This window comes from Desulfovibrio inopinatus DSM 10711 (genome assembly GCF_000429305.1).
Classification (GTDB): domain Bacteria; phylum Desulfobacterota; class Desulfovibrionia; order Desulfovibrionales; family Desulfovibrionaceae; genus Alteridesulfovibrio; species Alteridesulfovibrio inopinatus.
In genome coordinates this window covers 253982-271893 of the sequence record NZ_AUBP01000006.1, presented here as the reverse complement: position 1 = coordinate 271893, position 17912 = coordinate 253982, and the positions used below count along the sequence as shown (strand labels likewise).

Below are 17912 nucleotides of genomic sequence, written 5' to 3'. Positions count from 1 at the left end.
AGACCCCCCTCCCCATCACCCATCTTCCGCAAACCTTTTTAACTGTGTTGGTGAAAAGAATTTCTTCGGTATCAAGTGGGGTTCAATCGGAGATCTTGGGGATGTGACGAGTTCACAAGTTCTTTATTTGATTTTTCCTTCCGCTTCTTTTGAGCGTTTTCTGCAAAGAATTCAAATAGATACCTGTCTTTGGTGTGTCTTCAATCCAGAGAGTTATCCTGTTACATAACTACTCCCGCAATTGCATGGTGACGGCGAATTCGTTGGCGCGGGTTTGGCGTGTTAAGGGGACGACGGCGGCTTTGTCGGAGACGAGGTCAGCGACGATACGCATTTTTGTTTTGTGCAGTCCGGTGCGTACATTCTTGAAAATGGAATTTTGCGGGACGTTGACGGTCTGTTTGTAGTTGGCAAAGACGCCGTGGAGGTCGAGGACCAGTCTGGGCGGTGCGCTGACCGTGAACATGGTCACACGGTCGATGGGCATGGCTGTCGTGCCTTGTAGGACGGCGCCGTCTTTCGTTACTTCGACACGAATAGTTCGAATGGCATTTTTGCCGGAAACTGTCGGTGTCGTCGGCGTGGGCTTGGTCGGTGTTGATTTGGGGACGAACGGGGTCGGTGTTGCGGCCGCGGTTCGTGTCGGCGTGGCCGTTGGTTTGGCCGTCGCGTCAGGACGTTTGGGGCGCCACACACGATCGGCCGGCAGAGAATTCACATCTTTTAATGCTTCCCATTCCAGGTTTTCAACAATCCGGTTGATGCGGGTGCGCGGGGAGACCACATCTCGCCGCACAATATAGCCGGCATTGGCCATACCTTCTTCTGCAACCGAGCTTGGTGGCGTCGGTGTTGCCGTGACGGAGGATTGGTCTGGCGAAGTGGGTGTCGGTGTCATTGAAGACGATGGCGTTTGCGTCTGTGTTTGACTTTGCGAGGGCATTTGCGATGGAGAGCCACCGGCCTTGTTCGTCTCGTGGGTGCTCTCAAACGCTGAAATTCCACTCTGCGAGGACGACATATCCGATGTCGGTGTCGCAGTCATCGGGGTTGATCCTGGTGACGCGGGGGTCCCGAAAGCCTCTGACGAAGCGTCCTGTTGCTGGGCCGGCATATAGGAGGCAACGAGGCCAGCCAGGTTTTCGCGCGTCATATGATCTTCGGAGATCGGAAGGATTTGCACTTGCCGATAGAGCAGGGCGCCAAGAATGCAGATGACGACCACGAGAATACCGAAAACGATGCGTTGAATCACTGGCTCCTCTCCTTTTCCTCGGCAACGGACAAATTGGAGGCGACGATGATATCGTAAAGCCTGTCGCCGTAGCGCAAAGGAATGTGAACCCGAATCAGGGAGTCTCCTCTGGTGGGTTCGTTGCGAATGAACTGCCCGTTATAGAAAAGCCGGATAACACCATTGGCCTTGAGGACTTTGAATTCGTTGAAATCGACGGCATTGACCCAGGGCAACCAATCTGTAGAGCTTGTGTACCCTGTATAATTGGGGCCGCTTCGTGAAATAAAATATCGCCCCATGAGCTGATAGTTTTCATCTTCCATCACATTGAGCGAGTAGGATTCCTTGATGCCATTTTTATAAATGAGCGTGAAGAGGTCGAAACGGTCGGTCCAGCCGACGCGGTCGGACAGCGGAAACATATTTCTGGTGAGGATATCGACGCCGAAGGCATCGGTGGTGGTCACGGGAAAAGCGATATTCGACCCATCTTTTGACGCACTGCCCAAATATTTCCCTTGGTCGTCACGCAGGACAATGAGATTGGAGCCATACATCGTGTACGGATCGCCGGGATTTTTGCCTGCCATGGAAATACGATAGAACGTGTTGTCACCATGCTGTTCGACGGGTTTGCGTGTCGGTTCGGCCGTTGTCTGGGTGGGGGTTTTGGGAAGGGCATCCAGTTCAACGGAATAGACGAGCGCCCCTGTGGAAAGATGGATCGTGAAGTCACGCATCACAGCGGAATCCGAGACTGGAGAGCCGCAGACGAGTTGGTCATCGACGAAGTAGCGCAGGGCTCCCTGTTGTTTTTCCAACACTATGGTCTTGGGTTTGCCTTCTTTCCAGAGTATTTTCTGGGGACCGCAGAGCATATCCGGCGCGTAGGTGCCACCTTTAAGGGCAAAAAGTGCCCATGTTTTCCCATCGTCCGGGGATGTTGTCAGCTTGGCCCGCAGTTGTCGCGTGACGCCTTCGGTGAGGTCGAAAGTGATGAGTGTTTCCGTCTCTTCATCGGCGGAATCGGGGAAATTGTAAAACACAGTCGCCGACATTCTGAAATGGGCGAGGCTGTGTCCATCAAAAACAGCTACTGATTGATTGATTCCATTGAGTCCCATGGCCAAGGTCGTATTGTCAGCCGGAACGACGGCCAGATCTATGCCGTATTGCGGGAGTGGCGTGCCAATGGCGAGCCCATTGAAATCGAGTGAATATTGTGTCCCCACCGCGTCAGGAAGCGAAGTGGTGGTCGAAGTCGATGTCGGTGCGACGGGTGTTGACGAAGACGTCGCTGTTTTGTCTTCTGCAGACTCGGGAGTCGGTGTCGGCGTGGTGGACGCCGTGTCGAGACCTTGTTCATTTTTCTTCCCGAGCATGTACTCGAAAACCGTTTTTCGAGAGAAATTTGAATCCGTCGTTGGCGTCGGCGTTGATGTTGCCGTGGAAGACGGGGATGTTTGTGTTTTCCCCGTTGCGCCGGGGTGGGACGTGGCGGGGGCAAAGGTCTGTTTCGACGTGCCCTGTGCGGGCGTTGGCGTTGCCTTTTTAGGGGACGAGGCCATATACGGAGAATGCGCGGTACTGCTGGGGCTTTCGAGAAGATCTTTTTCGTTGAGTGTTGAGGTGGACGGGCGTGTTTGTCCCGACTTCATGAGATCTTCAATGGGAATGCGTGGTGCGATGGGAAAGGATGGATTGACGGGCGTGGGGGAAGTCGTTGGATAGACGCCGTCATTGGATGCGTTGTCGCCGTAGTTGGTCAGTGCGGAGCCTGCCATTGCCGAGGATAGCCAGAGGAGCAGGAACGCAGCCACAACAAACGGAACCATAAGAGGCAAGCGTCGGGTATACGCATCATGGCGTAGACAACGATGAATGGTGTATTGCATGGTGAATTGCACCTTCTTCCTGTCTTGGCTTGTATAGAAATCCCCGTGATGCCGCAAGGCGAAGGGCAAAATCGCCTTAAGAAATCATCATTTCGTTTCGTGTGTGCTCCGCCCGGAACGTTTCTGGCGTCTTTTGACTGCGGACGTCAGTCATCGATTTCGTAATAATCCAACCAGGCGTTGACGCTATTATAAGTATGCATCCAATGTTGCAGATGATTCATGTCGAGTCGATCGAATTCGGTTTCGCGGTCTTTGCGTTGGGCCGTAATGAGTTGGTCTGCATCGAAGCGATCGACAAATGACGGTGATTGGGTGGCGATAATGATTTGCGTATTGATCGACACCTCTTTGATGAGATCGATTACTGTATTGATGGCAAATGGATGCAAGCCCATTTCGGGTTCGTCAATAATCATAACCGAAGGAAGCCATTCTTCGGGCTGCAGGAAGAGCGTCGCGAGACAGACGGTGCGAAGCATGCCGTCTGAAGCCTGATGCGGTCCCAATATATAGCCGGATTCCTTTTCTCGCCAGCGAAGCCCGATGGAATCTCCATCCGGATCAAGAAAAAAATCGTCGAAAAAGGGAAGGCAGCGCCGTATGCAATCGCGGATACGCTCGTAATGTCCCTTGCGCTGACGTTTAAGTCTATAAAGAAATGGGGCGATATTGGCGCCGTCGCGTTTGAGGAAACTGTCGTCTTCCATGTTCCAACGGTTTCGCATGCGGGCGGTATCCGAGGTGTTGTGAAATTGATAGACCACGAATTTCCGGAGTGCGCCCAATACATAACGAGCCGTGGGATCGGTGCGTCCGAGCAATTGGAGTTCCCGATGATTGAAGCCAAGGTTTGTCCATTCGGCTTTGCCTTCGAAGCGGGCACTTGAATAACGGTATTTTTCCTCTTCAAAAACGAGACTATCCTGCGGGCCTTGTTTGAGCTTGATATGGTATTCGTTCTCCCCCTGGTCACTGGCAAAAAGCAAGTGTGCTTCGATGGATTTGCTTGTTTTCGGTCCATCAAAAAGCAGGGAATGCGCACCGCCCGATTTGTTGACAAAGGTTTGAAGGTTCCCCTTGCCACTCGTCATCCAGTTGAGCATTTTAAAAAAGTCGATGAAGTTGGATTTTCCCGATCCATTGGGGCCAATGAGGATATTGACATCATCAAGTTTGAGTTGATTCACCTGCCTGAGACTTTTGAATCCACGGATTGTGATCTGTTTGAGTCTGTTCATACAACCTCTTTCTGCGTCTTGGGGCGGTGTTGGCGCATCCGCCTGTGGAGCCGGCTAGCCCGGAGGCAAAATGCCTCGAGCCGTGCTTCTATAATTTGAGGAAACGGTGAACCGTCTGTCTCGATAGCAAGAAAAGGGAGAGGTTCTCCAGGGGTGAGAATGCGTCTATTTCCGTTTTGAGATGTCACATGGTCAAGTTCATCGGCAGTGAAGGTTCGAGATAAAATCGCTTCGGACAATCGGGACGGCATGCAACCAAAGGGCCCGATAGAAATAATACCACTAGCCGGTTTAAGAATGTCATGAAATGCCGAGCCGACAGTCAGGATAGCCTCGCCGGTAAGCTGAGGAGAAAGATGGCGACTGCCAGCCTTGACGATATCAGCTGTTTTCGGTGTGGTCGTGTCGATGAGTCCTGAACGAGAAAGCAGCCGACGTACACACCGATCATAATATGTCTTGGCCAATCGGCGTAAAGAAAATCCGAGATTCGGAGCGCCGTCGGTGCGCGAACCGATGAGCCAGTCTGTATATTTAATCCACTCGGCAATGGGAGCCGTGCGGACCACGAACCCTTGTTCGGCGAGTCGTTCAACGATGCGTTGTAAAGCGATAGGGTCGTGGCGAACAAAAATTTCTCCGACTAAGGCGATATGAGGTAACTTCTCCAGCGGAGTATGTAAAGGGATAGCGCTGAATTGTTCGGCTGTTTCAGCGAGTGAAATGGCCGTTTCCTTCCAACTTTTCGCCATGGAACGGCGTGTTTGTTCAAATCGTTCGTCGAGTAGGGTGAGTGCTGTCGGTACATCGACGGCTGCCGCGAGAAGAGCATTTCGCATTTGGCTGAAGCGGTCACCGATGATGATCGCCTGCCAGATTGCCAGGGTCAGCGTGTTCCCGAGCCCAAGATAGCCATTCGCCGGGGTGGGGGAAAGAACGGCAAGGTTCGGGATGGCATGATGTTCAATAAGGCGCGACATAAAAACATGATATTGCCCAAAACGGCACGGTCCGCAGGCACTGGGCATAAAATAAGCGGTAATTTCGTCTGCAGGCCGAGTGCGCGCATACTCGAGGAGTGATCCTGCGGTAAGCTGAAGCGGGAGACATTCTTTACATGAACTGTTGCCTCTGCCGAGTTTGAGAATACGTTCATCGGCAGGAGGCAAGGCGACGCCAGCAACATTGGCGCGTGCCATGCCGGCTGCGGCCAAAGGCGAGCTGTAGGGGTTCATACTGGGAAAAACAACCCGCACGCGGGAATCATGGAGTGGGACGACATCCCCTGAGGTGGTGAGGATAGCTGCAGTTTTGCCATGCCGATCGATACGAGCCGGATGAAATCGGCGTGGTACGCTGACGGCTTGGTTATGTTGTGTTGCAGACAATCGACGTGTTGCGGCAATGATGTCGAGAAACGCTTCAATGCGGGTTTCAATACCGGCATCGGCCGTGTGGTTGTCCAGTTCAAGAACAAGGGAAGGCTTGCTCCCCATGATGTCTCGAAAATAACTCACGAGAAAAGAATCTGGTCCGCATGAAAAGTTTGTAATGTAAACAGGATAGAGATTCGGGTGGGCGGCGGTATACTGGGCGGCTCGGAGAAGTGTTTGTCCAGTTCCCCAATACATATTCATGTTTTCGGGGAGGCTGGTTTCATGCAGGGGAAGCATGTCCACGCCGATAATAGGTACGCCGCGCATGGCGAATTTATCGGGAATCCCTTTATTCGCTTCCGGGGCAAACGCATTGTACGGGCGCCCGAAAAGCACGATGCCGAAGTCGTCGCAAGGGGGCGTTTCGTGCGCTTTGTTGGGGGCGAGTCCCTCAAGAATGGGGCGCCCAAGCGTAAAGAGGTTTTCGCTGAATTGTGTTTGTGCCTGGCAGGCTGCATCAAAAGCAGCTTGTGCTTGGCTTGGTTTCGCGCCGAGTTGTCTCGCGAGATTGGTGAGGGTGGACGATTCGGCTTGAAAACCGCCGGAGAAATCGAGAACAGGAGTCAAAATTTTGTGGTGAGACTGTCGTAAATCCGGAAAGGCACTTCGCAGGTAGTACGGTTCTCCCTGGACTAAAACGCACGTGCAGGCGCGTTCTGTGTGTGCCGTGGTCGGAATGCCTTTGATATGAGGAAGGAAAAGAATATCGGGGCGTTGACGCAGGAGGTTTGCCATAAATCCGTGTGCAAGTTCTCCGGGGAAACATATTGCGGAACCGCGTGCGTCCACGCCCTGCGAGTCGCAGGCTTCCGGGAGTACGAGCCGGTAGCCGAGATGGTCGAAGAAGGCAGTAAAAAATGGGAGAAACGAATGGGTGAGATAGCTGCGATTCATGCCAACGGTCGGGCGGTTGTCCTCTGGAGCAAGCATGTGGGTGAGAAATCGGTGACGTTGACGGATGGTATCGAGTCGACTTGCATCGTTGGTTGCTTTGGCGACGGTGTTGTCATAGCGATTGCAAATTCCACCGAAAGGGTGCGTCGTACCGGCTATTTCAATACGTGCGATTTCACATTTACGGTCACAGCCTTCGGGACCGCCGGGACAAATAAATGATGGTTTGCGTCGAGTGTCGCGCTCCGCGAGTTCTTGAAGATGGAACCGGCCTCGCGGCACCAGACCAAGTTTCATACGCTTGGCCGTTTCCAGAGCGACCCCGAAAGCACCCATAAGACCGGGGTCGGGTGGAACGACGATATCTTTTCCAATCAACGCGGCCATGGCTGCAGGGACGGCGCGATTGTAGCAGACACCACCCTGCATAAAAATCTTTTTGCCAACTGGACGATTTCCTTTGACCCGGTTGGTGTAGTTCATGGCGACGGAATAGACCAATCCGGCCATGATATCGTCGAGTACCATGCCTTCTTGCGTCGCCAGTTTGATGTCTGAGGAAATGAAGGCGGCGCACTGATCATTAAAATTGGGAGGCGTCAGCCCTGCCAGTGCCATGTCGGCGATTGTGGTGACATCGACCCCGAGGGTTTCGCGGGCAGCCTCTTCGAGAAACGATCCTGTGCCAGCGCTACAGGCTTCGTTCATGGCATAATCGCATGGAACGCCGTGAACGATATGCGTGTATTTCGCATCCTGTCCGCCGATTTCGAAAATTGTGTCGACATCGGGATCAAAATGTACGGCTGCCGTGGCATGAGCCACAATTTCATTGATGACGGCCGGGGTATTCGCGTGCAGTCCGGCAATCGTGCGTCCCGATCCCGTGACACCGAGTCCAATAATGTCGATATCGGCGTCGATCTGTTGGCTCAATTCTGTGTAGACCTGTCTTGCGGCGGCAACAGGATCCCCCTTGGTCCGGAGGTACACTCCAGCGGCAATACTGGCATCGACCAGACTGATGACAACACCTTTGGTGGTCGTAGAACCGACATCCAGCCCGACAAGGCAGGCGTCACCGTCCTGGAGTGTGACGTGCGGGCGTGATGCGTACGTCACACGGGGCATCGCCTGTTGTAATGGGGGCAAGGTGGAAAAGCTCGACGTTTTGGGCCGAAATAGTTCTCCGGCTGCGGCGAGTGTGCCAGGCTTGTGCTCAAGAGCCCAGAGCGCCGCACCGACCGCTTCGAACCATGGCGCATCATCCGGAAGAACAAGTTGATCGATGGATTCGTGTAAGGCTTCTACCATGAAGCGATTGCGTGAGCATCCCCCGATAAGGGCGGCTCGGTTCTTGGGGATGGTTTTGAAGAGTTCCAGGCATTTTCCCGCCATCATGCGGGCCAAGCCTGCGACAACGGCTTGGCGATCGACACCTTTATTCAATGCATGGGTACAATCGGATTTACAGAATACCGAGCAACGGCCCGAAACCGGGTGAGGCTCGACATGGCCTTGGAATGTTTTGAGATCATCAAGGCATAATCCCATGCGTCCGAGCTGTTGGAGAAGGAATTCGCCTGTACCCGACGCACATTTGTTGCCGGTCAAAATGTCGATGATTCGGCCATGCTGATCGAGGCGATAGATGACAAATGTCTCTCCACCTGCACTAATGATGGTGTGTATGGGATCGGTTGCAGGGAACAGGCAGGAAGCAGCGCGTTCGACTGCTTCGGGTTCACTGAGCGAAGTAAGGCGTAATAATCGTCGAAACCTTCGACCTGTGACTGCACAGTGGGCTGCCGCGATATTGTGGGATTGGCTCAGTTCGTGAATAACAGCAGACACGACCGGCGCGACATCTCCCCCATGGGGGCGCGAGATGCCACGCAACACTTTCGGTCCATCGTCTAATTCTTGGACAATAGCCGCACTCACGGAGGACGCGCCTACGCAAATACCCAACGCTTCCATAGAACCTTACGCCTTGCCTGAATCATAGGTACGATATAGCGGAAGAGCGATATACACACAGCAACAATAATTCCGAAACAACTCCCCACCACGGTTGTCCGGATGAATTTCAACCCCATAAAAGTCTTTTACTACTGCCTCGTGCCACGCCAAAAGGCAAGTAAAACCGCATGTCAGCAAAATAGGGCGACCTTTGCACAGAGGGCGACTTTTCAACAGCACATTTGAAATGGGAGGGAGAAATGATACCACCTCATCGTTTACTTCGACAAGTCGGAGTATGCACATATGAAGTCAATCATATGACATATTTTCATCGTTTGTTCTCGTGTATGCAGAATGTCGAAGGTGAAAACCTCTTTCAACATGAAGTGTGGTTCTCTTTTGAAAAGAATTCGGAACAACGTATGACAAATTTACTATGACACGAGGTATCGTGACACGTGAATCGTGAAAAAAACGAGCCTTATCCTTGGTACAAAGTATGTACCTTGTGCATGCGTTCATACGGGGAATAGCGTACGATTGTACAAAAGAATTTGAAAAAATCAGAGAGAAGAATTGTTGATAAGAGTGTTCGACCAGGAAGAGAACGTTGTGTTTTGGGTTCTCATCCTGGTCGAATACAGGTGTACAATCGTTTTAGACCGCTGCATCGAGGAGCATATTGTCCCGGTGCACGGCTTCAGCATAGGGGACATGTCCAAGGGCTGTTTCGATATCCTCAGAGTGGAGTCCTTTAATACGTTCGAGCTCGTCTCTGCCATAATTGGACAGCCCGACGCCGATTTGCTCTCTGTCTTTATCGATCAAGCGAATTAGGTCTCCTTCATCGAATTCTCCTTCGATCATTGTAATGCCGATAGGAAGCAACGATTTTCCACGATTTTGGAGGGCATTGACTGCTCCGTCATCAATCGTGATCATTCCTTTGGGTTCGATGTTGTACGCGAGCCAGAATTTTCGTCGAGAGATAGCTTTAGATTCCGGGACGATCCATGTGCCTACGGGTTCACCGGCAAATGCTCGTGTCAGTGCTCCCCGTTTTTTCCCTGAAAGAATCAATGTTGGCACACTGAGTTGCGCGGCGCGTCGTGCGGCCAAGAGCTTGGAATACATCCCACCTGATCCGACGTTTGTTTTTCCACTGCACATGGTGTCGATATCAATCTCGGCGATATCGGAAATGTGCGTTAGACAGCGGGCATTGGGATCGGTGTCGGGATTGGTTTCAAACACCCCGTCGGCCGACGTCATGTTGATGAGTAAGTCGGCACCGATAACATTAAGTAATAGTGCGGACAGACAGTCATTATCCCCATAGACAAGTTCATGAATGCCTACTGTATCGTTCTCATTCACGATGGGAATGGCTCCCCAATTGAGAAGGGTGCGGAGTGTATTACGAACGTTGAGGTAGCGGCCGCGCTCTTCAAGATCGGATCGAGTAACGAGTACCTGCGCGGTGACAATGCCGTAATGGCCGAGGCATTCATCATAGACCCGCATCAGTCGACTTTGCCCAATGGCCGAGGATGCTTGTCGATCGGGGATATCCCGACCGGGAGCGACCTGGGCAAGTAATCCACGGCCAGCTGCCACCGCCCCGCTGGAGACAAGAACAAATTCCCGGCCCGTTTTGACAAGAGCTGAAAGCTGGTCGGCAAGGTGCGCGATGACGGACGTATCCAGACCGTTTTGACCGGTCAAAACGGCGCTGCCAATTTTGACAACAATACGCTTGGCATTATTGATATCTTTTTGACGTTGTTCGAATTGAGTATCGGTGAGTTCCTGCGGCTGAGTCATGGTGTTTCCTGTTGGCTCGGGTTGGGCCGTTGCATGACGGATCGGGCGACGGTGATCAATAGGTGATCGCGTTTTGAGGGTAAAGTCTCTCGGAGAAAAGCCGAACAAATAATAAGATGTGGTGTGTTGTCAGCTTAAGGCGTTGACAAGAGTACCGGCGAGCTCCTCAGGGGGGGCGAATTGCATGCGGCGCGAGGAAAGATGGGGACGAATCATAAGGTCACGATGACGTGGCCGGCGTGGCCTGCCCATCTGACAGCGACCGGGATAGCAACTGCGATCGAGTTCGATGATTTGGCGCATGCGGATTAACATGGATGTCACCGCATCGGGATGCCGGCCTGTTTCAGCCGGAGTCTGTGGAGTTAACGAAGTATCGGTACGCATACGCAATATCCAGACAAGCGTTGACGATATAATGATGACATCATAGGACGCTTCTGTCTTTCGGGCAAGGCCTGCTTGAGTCGTCGTGTAGAATATATCATGCAAAAATCAAACCCAGAAGAGAAATCGATGCAGATTACGATACGTCATGGCATGACAGGGGCAAAGATGGCCACAGGTGTGGCGGTCGTTGTTGATGTGTTCAATGCATCCACAACGGCGGTGACGGTACTCGAACGTGGAGCGGCACGTGTACTTGCCGTTGCCGATCCTGCGCAGGCTTTGACGTTACGCAAGGCTAACCCCGATTGGCTTTTGGTCGGGGAATCTGCCGATGAGGCGATATCACATCAAGCTTTTGATCTGCCGAATTCTCCGCATGCAGTGATGCAATGTGGAGAAATGGGTTTTAATGGAAAAACCGTCGTTCTTTCCACCTTGTCGGGTTCCGTAATTATGACTGAAATGGTCGAAAATGAACAATGTGACATCATTTTGACATGCGGATTCGTCAATATGGGGGCGACCGTGCGTTGGCTGCACGGTGCGGGCGTCGACTCGGTGACACTTATACCGGCAGGGGGGCTTGGTGGAACACATAGTCCGGAAGACGCCATGTGCGCTATGTATTTAAAAAATGAGTTGGAAACATTTCCCAATGTCATGGATGCACTGGTTCGTTTTTTACGAGGGTCTGAATCTGCGGAACGATTTTGGGGTGATTCGGCTCTATATAATGAATCTGACTTCAATATTGGTGTCGAATTAGATCGCTTTTCAAGCGTCGTTTCCTTGGAAAAAGAAGCAACAGGCATCGCTGTGTTAAAAAAGCTTGATGAATGACTGTTCCTTCGCTAGTAAATAAAATGATTTGAAGCACTTTGGTGAAATATTGCCGTCGTGCAATTGTTTTGTCTCTCTTTCCCATGAGGTTCTTATGTCGTTACAGTCCTCAGGTGCGTCTGCAATGAAAAGCCAATTACTTCAAGAGTTATATTACCCAGTCTCTCCCCTTATGATTTTCCCGAAGACTATGGGGAAGTTTGAAATTTATATTAAACAGGCTGGGCGGTATGTTCTGTATGCCAAACAAAATGAACGTTTTACAGAACGGCATAGACAGCGGTTGCATGATTACGGAGTTCAGGAAATATATATTCGTGGCTCAGACAAAGCCTGCTTTGAACGATATGTTGAATCGAATTTAGCTGATATTCTTGTTGATGAAGCTATTCCTGTTGATGAACGTTCGTCCGTTTTTTATAATGCATCCATCAATATTGTGAAAGATGTGTTCGAGTTAAAACTTCCCACTGGACTTACAGAAAGAATGTTTGGCCGTATTGCTGGATTTGTCGAAAAAAGTGCGGAATTTCTCACACGGGAAGGATCAATCAAGCATATCGCAACGCTGATAGACCACGATTACAAGACGTATAGTCATAGCGTTCAGGTCTTTGTCTTTTCAAACGCGATTCTTCAGACTTTCAATTTGCCAGAAAAAGATCTCGTCCAGGCGAGCATCGGTGCCTTGATGCATGACATCGGGAAGTCTTCTATTGATACGTCCATTTTGAATAAACCCGGCCCGTTCACTCCGGCTGAGCGGGAAATTTATGAGACGCATCCAGCCAGAGGGGTGGCGTTGTGTGCATCTACATCGTTGTCGTCTCTAGCCTCCAACTGTATCCTTTTTCATCATGAAAAGCTTGATGGCAGTGGTTTTCCTGCCGGTTTACAGGGAAATGCTATCCCTTTACCTGTGCGTGCGGTCACCATTGCCGATGTCTACGATCTTTTGACCACAAATCGTCCACATCGGGAAGCCCTCACTCCGTTTGAAGCATTGCGAGTTATGCGCAATGAAATGTCCGGTGCATTCGATTCCGATGTCTTTAAAAAGCTGGTTATGGTGCTGAGCGGCGCAGAAATTATTTAAGCGTATCCTTTCGTACTGGGTCGAGAATGAGACGTGGGGCTTTTCTTCGCACGTGATTTTCGCTAGAAAAGATCTCTTCTTCTGAGAATATGAATATGAGGTCTTTAGTGCGGAGGATGACTGTTGGTCGCGCGTGACTCCCTGTTGGGCAGACAAGATCGATTTATAGCGGTCTCTCCTTTGCTTCTCTCTCCGAAAGGTTTCGGTACATTTAAAGTATACATAAAACAGGGTAGCCGTTACGTCCTGTATGCTACAGAAAATGAGCGCTTTACGAGCAAGCATCGTCAAGCGCTTTTTGATCGTGGCATTGATACAATTTACGTTGAAGCGGACCAAGTGCGAGATTTTTATGCGTATCGCGAAAAGTACCTTGGCCGTATACTCAATGATGAATCCCTGCCTCTTGAGGAACGTAACAAAGTCATGATCGATACCTCCATGGATATTATGGAGACGGTTTTTTGTAATAGTATGCCAATAGGGCTTGACGGGGCGGCTTTCTCACGTGTGACGCATTTTGCTGAAGAATCGCTAACACTTTTGAAAAAGAAGGATTCTCTCAAGTATATCAAAAGCTTGCTTTCACACGATTATAAGAGTTTTAGCCATAGTGTTCAGGTATTTGTCTACACGACCACCGTACTCAGTAATATGGGCTTGCCTGACGATTTGATTTTGCAGACAAGCATCGGGTCGCTACTTCATGATATTGGAAAAGTCGCAATCGATCCGGCAATCTTGCAAAAGCCTGGACCGTTGACCAAACCGGAGCGTCGCCAGATTGAAACGCATCCCATCAAGGGCGTCGGGTTGTGTGCCAATCAACATTTGTCGACGGCGGCTATGCAATGTATTCTTGCCCATCATGAGCGCATGTGCGGTGGAGGCTATCCGTCAGGTGTCAAAGGGGAAGATATTCCTCTTCATGTTCGAGCTGTTACAATTGCTGATATTTATGATGCGTTAACGACCAACCGCGTGTATGCCGAGGCACTCTCACCATACGAGGCGTTGAAAGTTATGCGCGACGAAATCCGTGACCGTCTCGATAATCATATTTTTCGGGCGTTTGTTCTTATGTTGAGCGGAGCTAAAATTGTCTAGCAAAGGATGAGCATTTCATGTCGCTATACCAGCGTATTCAGGCTAAGCGCAATCAGGTGGAAGTTACTACCCCGTGTGAATGCGGCGGGTCACTTGTTCCTGGACGAGATTGACGGTCTGCCTTTTTGCGCTGCAGGGCCTGTGGCCGTCAATATCCTCTCTCTCGGTTTTTGGATGAAATGGATGACGAATTCGAAGATGCTTTTGCGAATGTTCCATTGAATCGTTTATAGTTCGGTTTTTCAATTCGAGATAAAACCCCTTGTCAGCATGCTCATGTGGTGTGTGCGGACAAGGGGTCTTTTTGAATATGTGCCTACACGACATTCGGTATGGACGTAGGCTGGATAACGCTTTCAGTGCTGGGAGAATTGGTCTCGGTTTGCAATGCAAGGTGCTTTTCTTGTCTATGGATGTCTTCAAACTGTTTCCCCCACGCTCCAAGTGATTCAAGGACCGGCATGACGCTCCGTCCAAGCTCTGTCAGCGAGTACTCCACTTTGGGGGGAACTTGCGGATAGACTTTTCGTGAAACCATGTCGTCGGTTTCCAGTTCACGTAATTGCTGAGTAAGCATTTTTTGTGTTATATTGGGCATGATGCGCTTGAGTTCGCTGAATCGCAATGTGCCGTCACAGCCAAGATGCCAGAGGATGATGGGTTTCCACTTCCCCCCGAGAACCTGCAAAGCCAGTTCAACGGTACAGTAGTATTGTCGTCCTCCAAGGTTGCGCTTAGGGCAGGCCATAATACACTCCAAAGTTACTTTTAGGGTACTTTGTTTTGTCAAAGTACGTACTTGATGTTTTGCTCCAAATATCCCAAAAAATGAGTATGGTAAATACACCCCAACCTGGAGGTTCCATCATGGACGTACTCGAAGCCATTCATACCCGTCGCAGTATCCGTAAATTTACATCAAAACCTATTTCTGAAGAGCAGGTTCATGCGATGTTGTCTGCCGCGATGACTGCACCGAGTGCAGGCAATGCTCAGCCGTGGCGATTTCTCGTTATCGACGACAGAGCAACGTTAGATCAACTTGCAACGATTCATCCGTACGTTGCCATGTTGAAAACGGCGACATTGGCAATTTTAGTCATCGCCGACCCTGGGTTTGAAAAATATCCCGGATACTGGCCGATCGATTGTTCCGCGGCCGTGCAAAATTTGCTGCTCGCGGCGCATGGTCTTGGTTTAGGAGCGGTATGGACCGGAGTCTATCCTATGGAGGAACGCATGGTGGCGTGTCGTGAACAGCTCGGGATTCCGCAAGACCTCATTCCTCATTCCCTCATTCCTATTGGCTATCCCGACCAACCCTCCGTGTACAAAAATCGATACAAAGAGGATCGTGTTCGACGAAATCATTGGTAACAAGAGGAAAGGCTATGAAGAGAAACCTTGGTGCGGTCAATGCGCTTTATCCGTCGTTGACAACCATTGTTGGGGCTATGGTGAATGGGAAACCCAACTTTCTTGTCATCGCGCATGTTGGAATTTTTAATCATGGACAACCACAATATCTGTCCTTTGGCATTTCGAAACGCCACTATACCAATCAGGGAATTAAGGAACATGGTGAGTTCAGCGTCAATATTCCGGGGGAAGATCTTGTGGTGGAAACTGATTACGTCGGTATTGTTTCAGGGAAGAAAACCGATAAATCCGATGTGTTCGACCTGTACTCCGGAGAGTTGAAGTATGCGCCGCTGATAACAGCTTGTCCCATCGCCATGGAATGCCGTCTTCATGATGTTCTGGATTATGAAACCCATGAAATATTTGTCGGTTCAATCGTGGCGACGCATGCAGATGAATCTGTTCTGCAGGGAGATACGATTGATGTTAAAGCCGCACGTCCACTTCTTTTTGATATGAATAGTATCATGTACTATAGCCTGGGAGACGCTGTTGCTCCATGTTGGAATGTAGGGAAGGAATTGAAAAAGCGTACTCATGAAGGATAATATCCTTCGAATCGAAGAAGGAAACTCTCCAAAATTGTCTTCTCAAAAGTACTTGATGAGTTGAAGAGAAAATATCGATATAATCATCTCCGCAGTATACACAGGCTGTACACTGCGGAGATGGTATGGAGAGGAGGGTATTAGATGGCTTCGTCGCGGTGGCAGTCTTTCGAGTAGATGTATTCCATGCGTTCCAGACCGGTTCCGTAACAGGCTTGTTTACAGAACGGGGCTATCCAGATGAAATCTCCGGATTCGACCGGCAGCCATTGTTCATCCAAAAGATACAGGCCTTGACCTTGGTAGATGTACATGCCGTGTTCCTGCACGTGTGTTTCCACAAAGGGGTGGCAACCGCCGGGCAGGAAGGCAAGAGTGTGGAAGTTCATGTCAAAAGCCTCGTCCACGGGCAGCAGGTCGCGGACAAAGACGTTCTCCATCTGATCATAAAAACTTTCTTCGATATTCCGAATGGACCCGGTAACCATCCAAGGCTGTTTTACCTCTGGATCGGGGTGCGGGATAAATCGTTGTTTGTAGAGAAGGATGGTCACTGGCGCATCGCCTTTGGAAGCAAAATCGACACCCTTTCCAGGGGGAGAGTAGATGTAGCCTCCGGCTGTGAGCGTTTTGGTTTTGCCTCCGACAGTAACGTCCAAGGAGCCTTCTCCATCCATTACAAAGAGAAGCGTTTCAATATTTTCAGCCTGACCGTAAGGAATGGTTGTCTTTCCTGCTGTGGAGACTGTGCCGACCATCTGCACGAAATTGGCGCCGAGTTTTGGGGAAGCCAGGATGGAAAGCGCGCAGCCTTTTATACCGGGAACCACATTGATAACGCGTCCTTCGGTAGTGATAACCGCATATTTTCCGGGCTCGTACGAAGACCGGTTTTTCAGAAAACCTTCAGGATAAGGCATTATATACCTCGTTCTATTTGGCCTGCTTGAGGGAATCCGGGAGCAGGGGGGAGGTCGTTTCCCGTGCTCCCGGAAAAGCTATTTATTTGCCGAATTTTTCGCGCCAGATTTTGCCGGTCTGCTCCATGTCGGAATCGGCCCAGGTGCGCCGCATACGATTCAGCGTAGGCATTCCTAACGAGAATTCCTGAAGCCAATTTCGTGCGAAGATACCACGTTCTGTTTCCTCAAATATTTCTTCCATGGCCTTTTCATTGATGACTCGGGGGCCGCTGTGACGCACGGCGAACTCGCAGGTACGGCTTGCACGGGAGGTCAGATAGGCCTCAATGCCCACGGCGTCGATATCATCAATAATAGAACGAATGGAACGGATTGCTTTGGCGTAGGCAAAGGAGCGAGGATACCCGTTTTTGATCATGATATTGTAGATGGTCCGCATCAGGTGGATAGTCCCGCCGTACAGTACCTGCTCTTCGTAGTTGTCTCCCTCGGTCTCGTGTTGGAAGGTCATATCGACGACGCCGACTCGGGTGGAGCCAACGGCTTTGGAGATGGCCAAGGCGATTTCCTTTGCGTGGCCGGTGACGTCTTGATCGACGCTGATACAACCCCAAATGCCGGAACCATCCTTAAATTTCTGGCGGGTGACGGGGCCGGGACCATTCGGCACGAACAGGACCACATCAATATCTTTGGGCGGTTTAATGGTGCCATAGAGCACGGCGAAACCGTGGGCGAAGCTCAGCGTCTGACCGGGCTTGAGATGGCTATGGATGGATTCGTAGTAGACGGAGGGTTGCGCCGGATCCTGCAGCAGAATGTGGACAATGTCTGCTTTTTCCACAGCTTCTTCAATGGGGTAGACTTCGAAACCGTCAGCTTCAGCTTTATCCCAGCTCGAATGGCGGGTGCGGTCACCAGCGCCCACGATGATTTTCATGCCGCTTTCGCGCATGTTCATGGATTGAGCCCGGCCCTGACTTCCGTAGCCGATGACAGCGATGGTTTTGCCTTCCAGAATGCTCAGGTCAACGTCATCGTCACGATAGATTTTTTCGAATTCGATTTCGCTCATTGTGATTTCCTTATCGGTA

16 protein-coding genes are annotated in these 17912 nt (G+C 50.7%); 7 read left to right on the top strand and 9 right to left on the bottom strand.

The annotated features are described in order from the left end of the window. A partial coding sequence (locus G451_RS34780) for a hypothetical protein (RefSeq protein ID WP_027183763.1) occupies positions 1-229 on the top strand: 229 nt, incomplete at its 5' end. Here G451_RS34780 and G451_RS0107510 read toward each other — a convergent pair. The 6 genes from G451_RS0107510 to G451_RS0107475 all read right to left on the bottom strand — a co-directional run bounded on the left by G451_RS0107510 (position 230) and on the right by G451_RS0107475 (position 10879). Then, entirely contained in the window at positions 230-1255 is a 1026-nt protein-coding gene (locus tag G451_RS0107510) for an AMIN domain-containing protein (RefSeq protein WP_027183762.1), read from the bottom strand. Further along, complete coding sequence (locus tag G451_RS0107505) at positions 1252-3132, bottom strand: hypothetical protein (protein ID WP_027183761.1); 1881 nt, start codon at positions 3130-3132, stop codon at positions 1252-1254. The genes G451_RS0107510 and G451_RS0107505 overlap by 4 nt, the downstream gene beginning before the upstream one ends. 146 nt (positions 3133-3278) lie before the next feature. Beyond that, complete coding sequence (locus tag G451_RS28225) at positions 3279-4373, bottom strand: AAA family ATPase (RefSeq protein ID WP_034641202.1); 1095 nt, start codon at positions 4371-4373, stop codon at positions 3279-3281. After that, on the bottom strand, positions 4370-8683 hold the full coding sequence (locus tag G451_RS0107490) for an acyl-CoA dehydratase activase (protein WP_027183759.1): 4314 nt from the start codon (positions 8681-8683) through the stop codon (positions 4370-4372). Before G451_RS0107490 ends, G451_RS28225 begins: the two co-directional genes overlap by 4 nt. Before the next feature lie 642 nt (positions 8684-9325). Next, complete coding sequence (gene proB / locus G451_RS0107480; RefSeq protein WP_034641199.1) at positions 9326-10492, bottom strand: glutamate 5-kinase; 1167 nt, start codon at positions 10490-10492, stop codon at positions 9326-9328. A gap of 129 nt (positions 10493-10621) precedes the next feature. Further along, the gene (locus G451_RS0107475; RefSeq protein ID WP_156921546.1) at positions 10622-10879 is read right to left on the bottom strand and encodes a hypothetical protein; all 258 of its coding nucleotides are present in this window, start codon (positions 10877-10879) and stop codon (positions 10622-10624) included. 129 nt (positions 10880-11008) lie between these two features. On the opposite strand from G451_RS0107475, the gene G451_RS28220 reads away from it, so the two are divergent. The 4 genes from G451_RS28220 to G451_RS35310 all read left to right on the top strand — a co-directional run bounded on the left by G451_RS28220 (position 11009) and on the right by G451_RS35310 (position 14158). Continuing rightward, positions 11009-11722: a 2-phosphosulfolactate phosphatase gene (locus tag G451_RS28220; RefSeq protein ID WP_051261267.1), complete on the top strand. Its 714-nt coding sequence runs from the start codon at positions 11009-11011 to the stop codon at positions 11720-11722. A gap of 94 nt (positions 11723-11816) precedes the next feature. Further along, a complete protein-coding gene (locus G451_RS0107465; RefSeq protein WP_245587787.1) occupies positions 11817-12818 on the top strand; it encodes an HD-GYP domain-containing protein in 1002 nt (333 codons plus the stop codon). A gap of 123 nt (positions 12819-12941) precedes the next feature. Then, complete coding sequence (locus tag G451_RS0107460; protein ID WP_027183754.1) at positions 12942-13925, top strand: HD-GYP domain-containing protein; 984 nt, start codon at positions 12942-12944, stop codon at positions 13923-13925. Positions 13926-14050: 125 nt separating this feature from the next. After that, the gene (locus G451_RS35310; RefSeq protein WP_425387484.1) at positions 14051-14158 is read left to right on the top strand and encodes a dual CXXC motif small (seleno)protein; all 108 of its coding nucleotides are present in this window, start codon (positions 14051-14053) and stop codon (positions 14156-14158) included. An 83-nt stretch (positions 14159-14241) separates the two neighbouring features. Here G451_RS35310 and G451_RS0107455 read toward each other — a convergent pair whose 3' ends face one another. Then, a complete protein-coding gene (locus tag G451_RS0107455; RefSeq protein ID WP_027183753.1) occupies positions 14242-14673 on the bottom strand; it encodes a winged helix-turn-helix transcriptional regulator in 432 nt (143 codons plus the stop codon). Positions 14674-14792: 119 nt separating this feature from the next. Between G451_RS0107455 and G451_RS0107450 the strand changes: the two genes are divergently transcribed. Both G451_RS0107450 and G451_RS0107445 read left to right on the top strand, forming a co-directional pair. Then, entirely contained in the window at positions 14793-15302 is a 510-nt protein-coding gene (locus G451_RS0107450; protein WP_027183752.1) for a nitroreductase family protein, read from the top strand. A gap of 14 nt (positions 15303-15316) precedes the next feature. Beyond that, positions 15317-15895 (top strand): flavin reductase family protein, encoded by a 579-nt coding sequence (locus G451_RS0107445; RefSeq protein ID WP_027183751.1) that lies wholly within the window; start codon positions 15317-15319, stop codon positions 15893-15895. A 140-nt stretch (positions 15896-16035) separates the two neighbouring features. Here the strand turns inward: G451_RS0107445 and allE are convergent, their stop codons facing one another. Further along, positions 16036-16815 carry a (S)-ureidoglycine aminohydrolase gene (allE, locus tag G451_RS0107440; protein ID WP_027183750.1) on the bottom strand — a complete coding sequence of 260 codons (780 nt, stop codon included), beginning with the start codon at positions 16813-16815 and terminating at the stop codon, positions 16036-16038. An 82-nt stretch (positions 16816-16897) separates the two neighbouring features. Next, positions 16898-17893, bottom strand: a complete 996-nt coding sequence (gene ilvC, locus G451_RS0107435) for a ketol-acid reductoisomerase (RefSeq protein WP_027183749.1) — start codon at positions 17891-17893, stop codon at positions 16898-16900. Between the last annotated feature and the right edge of the window lie 19 nt (positions 17894-17912).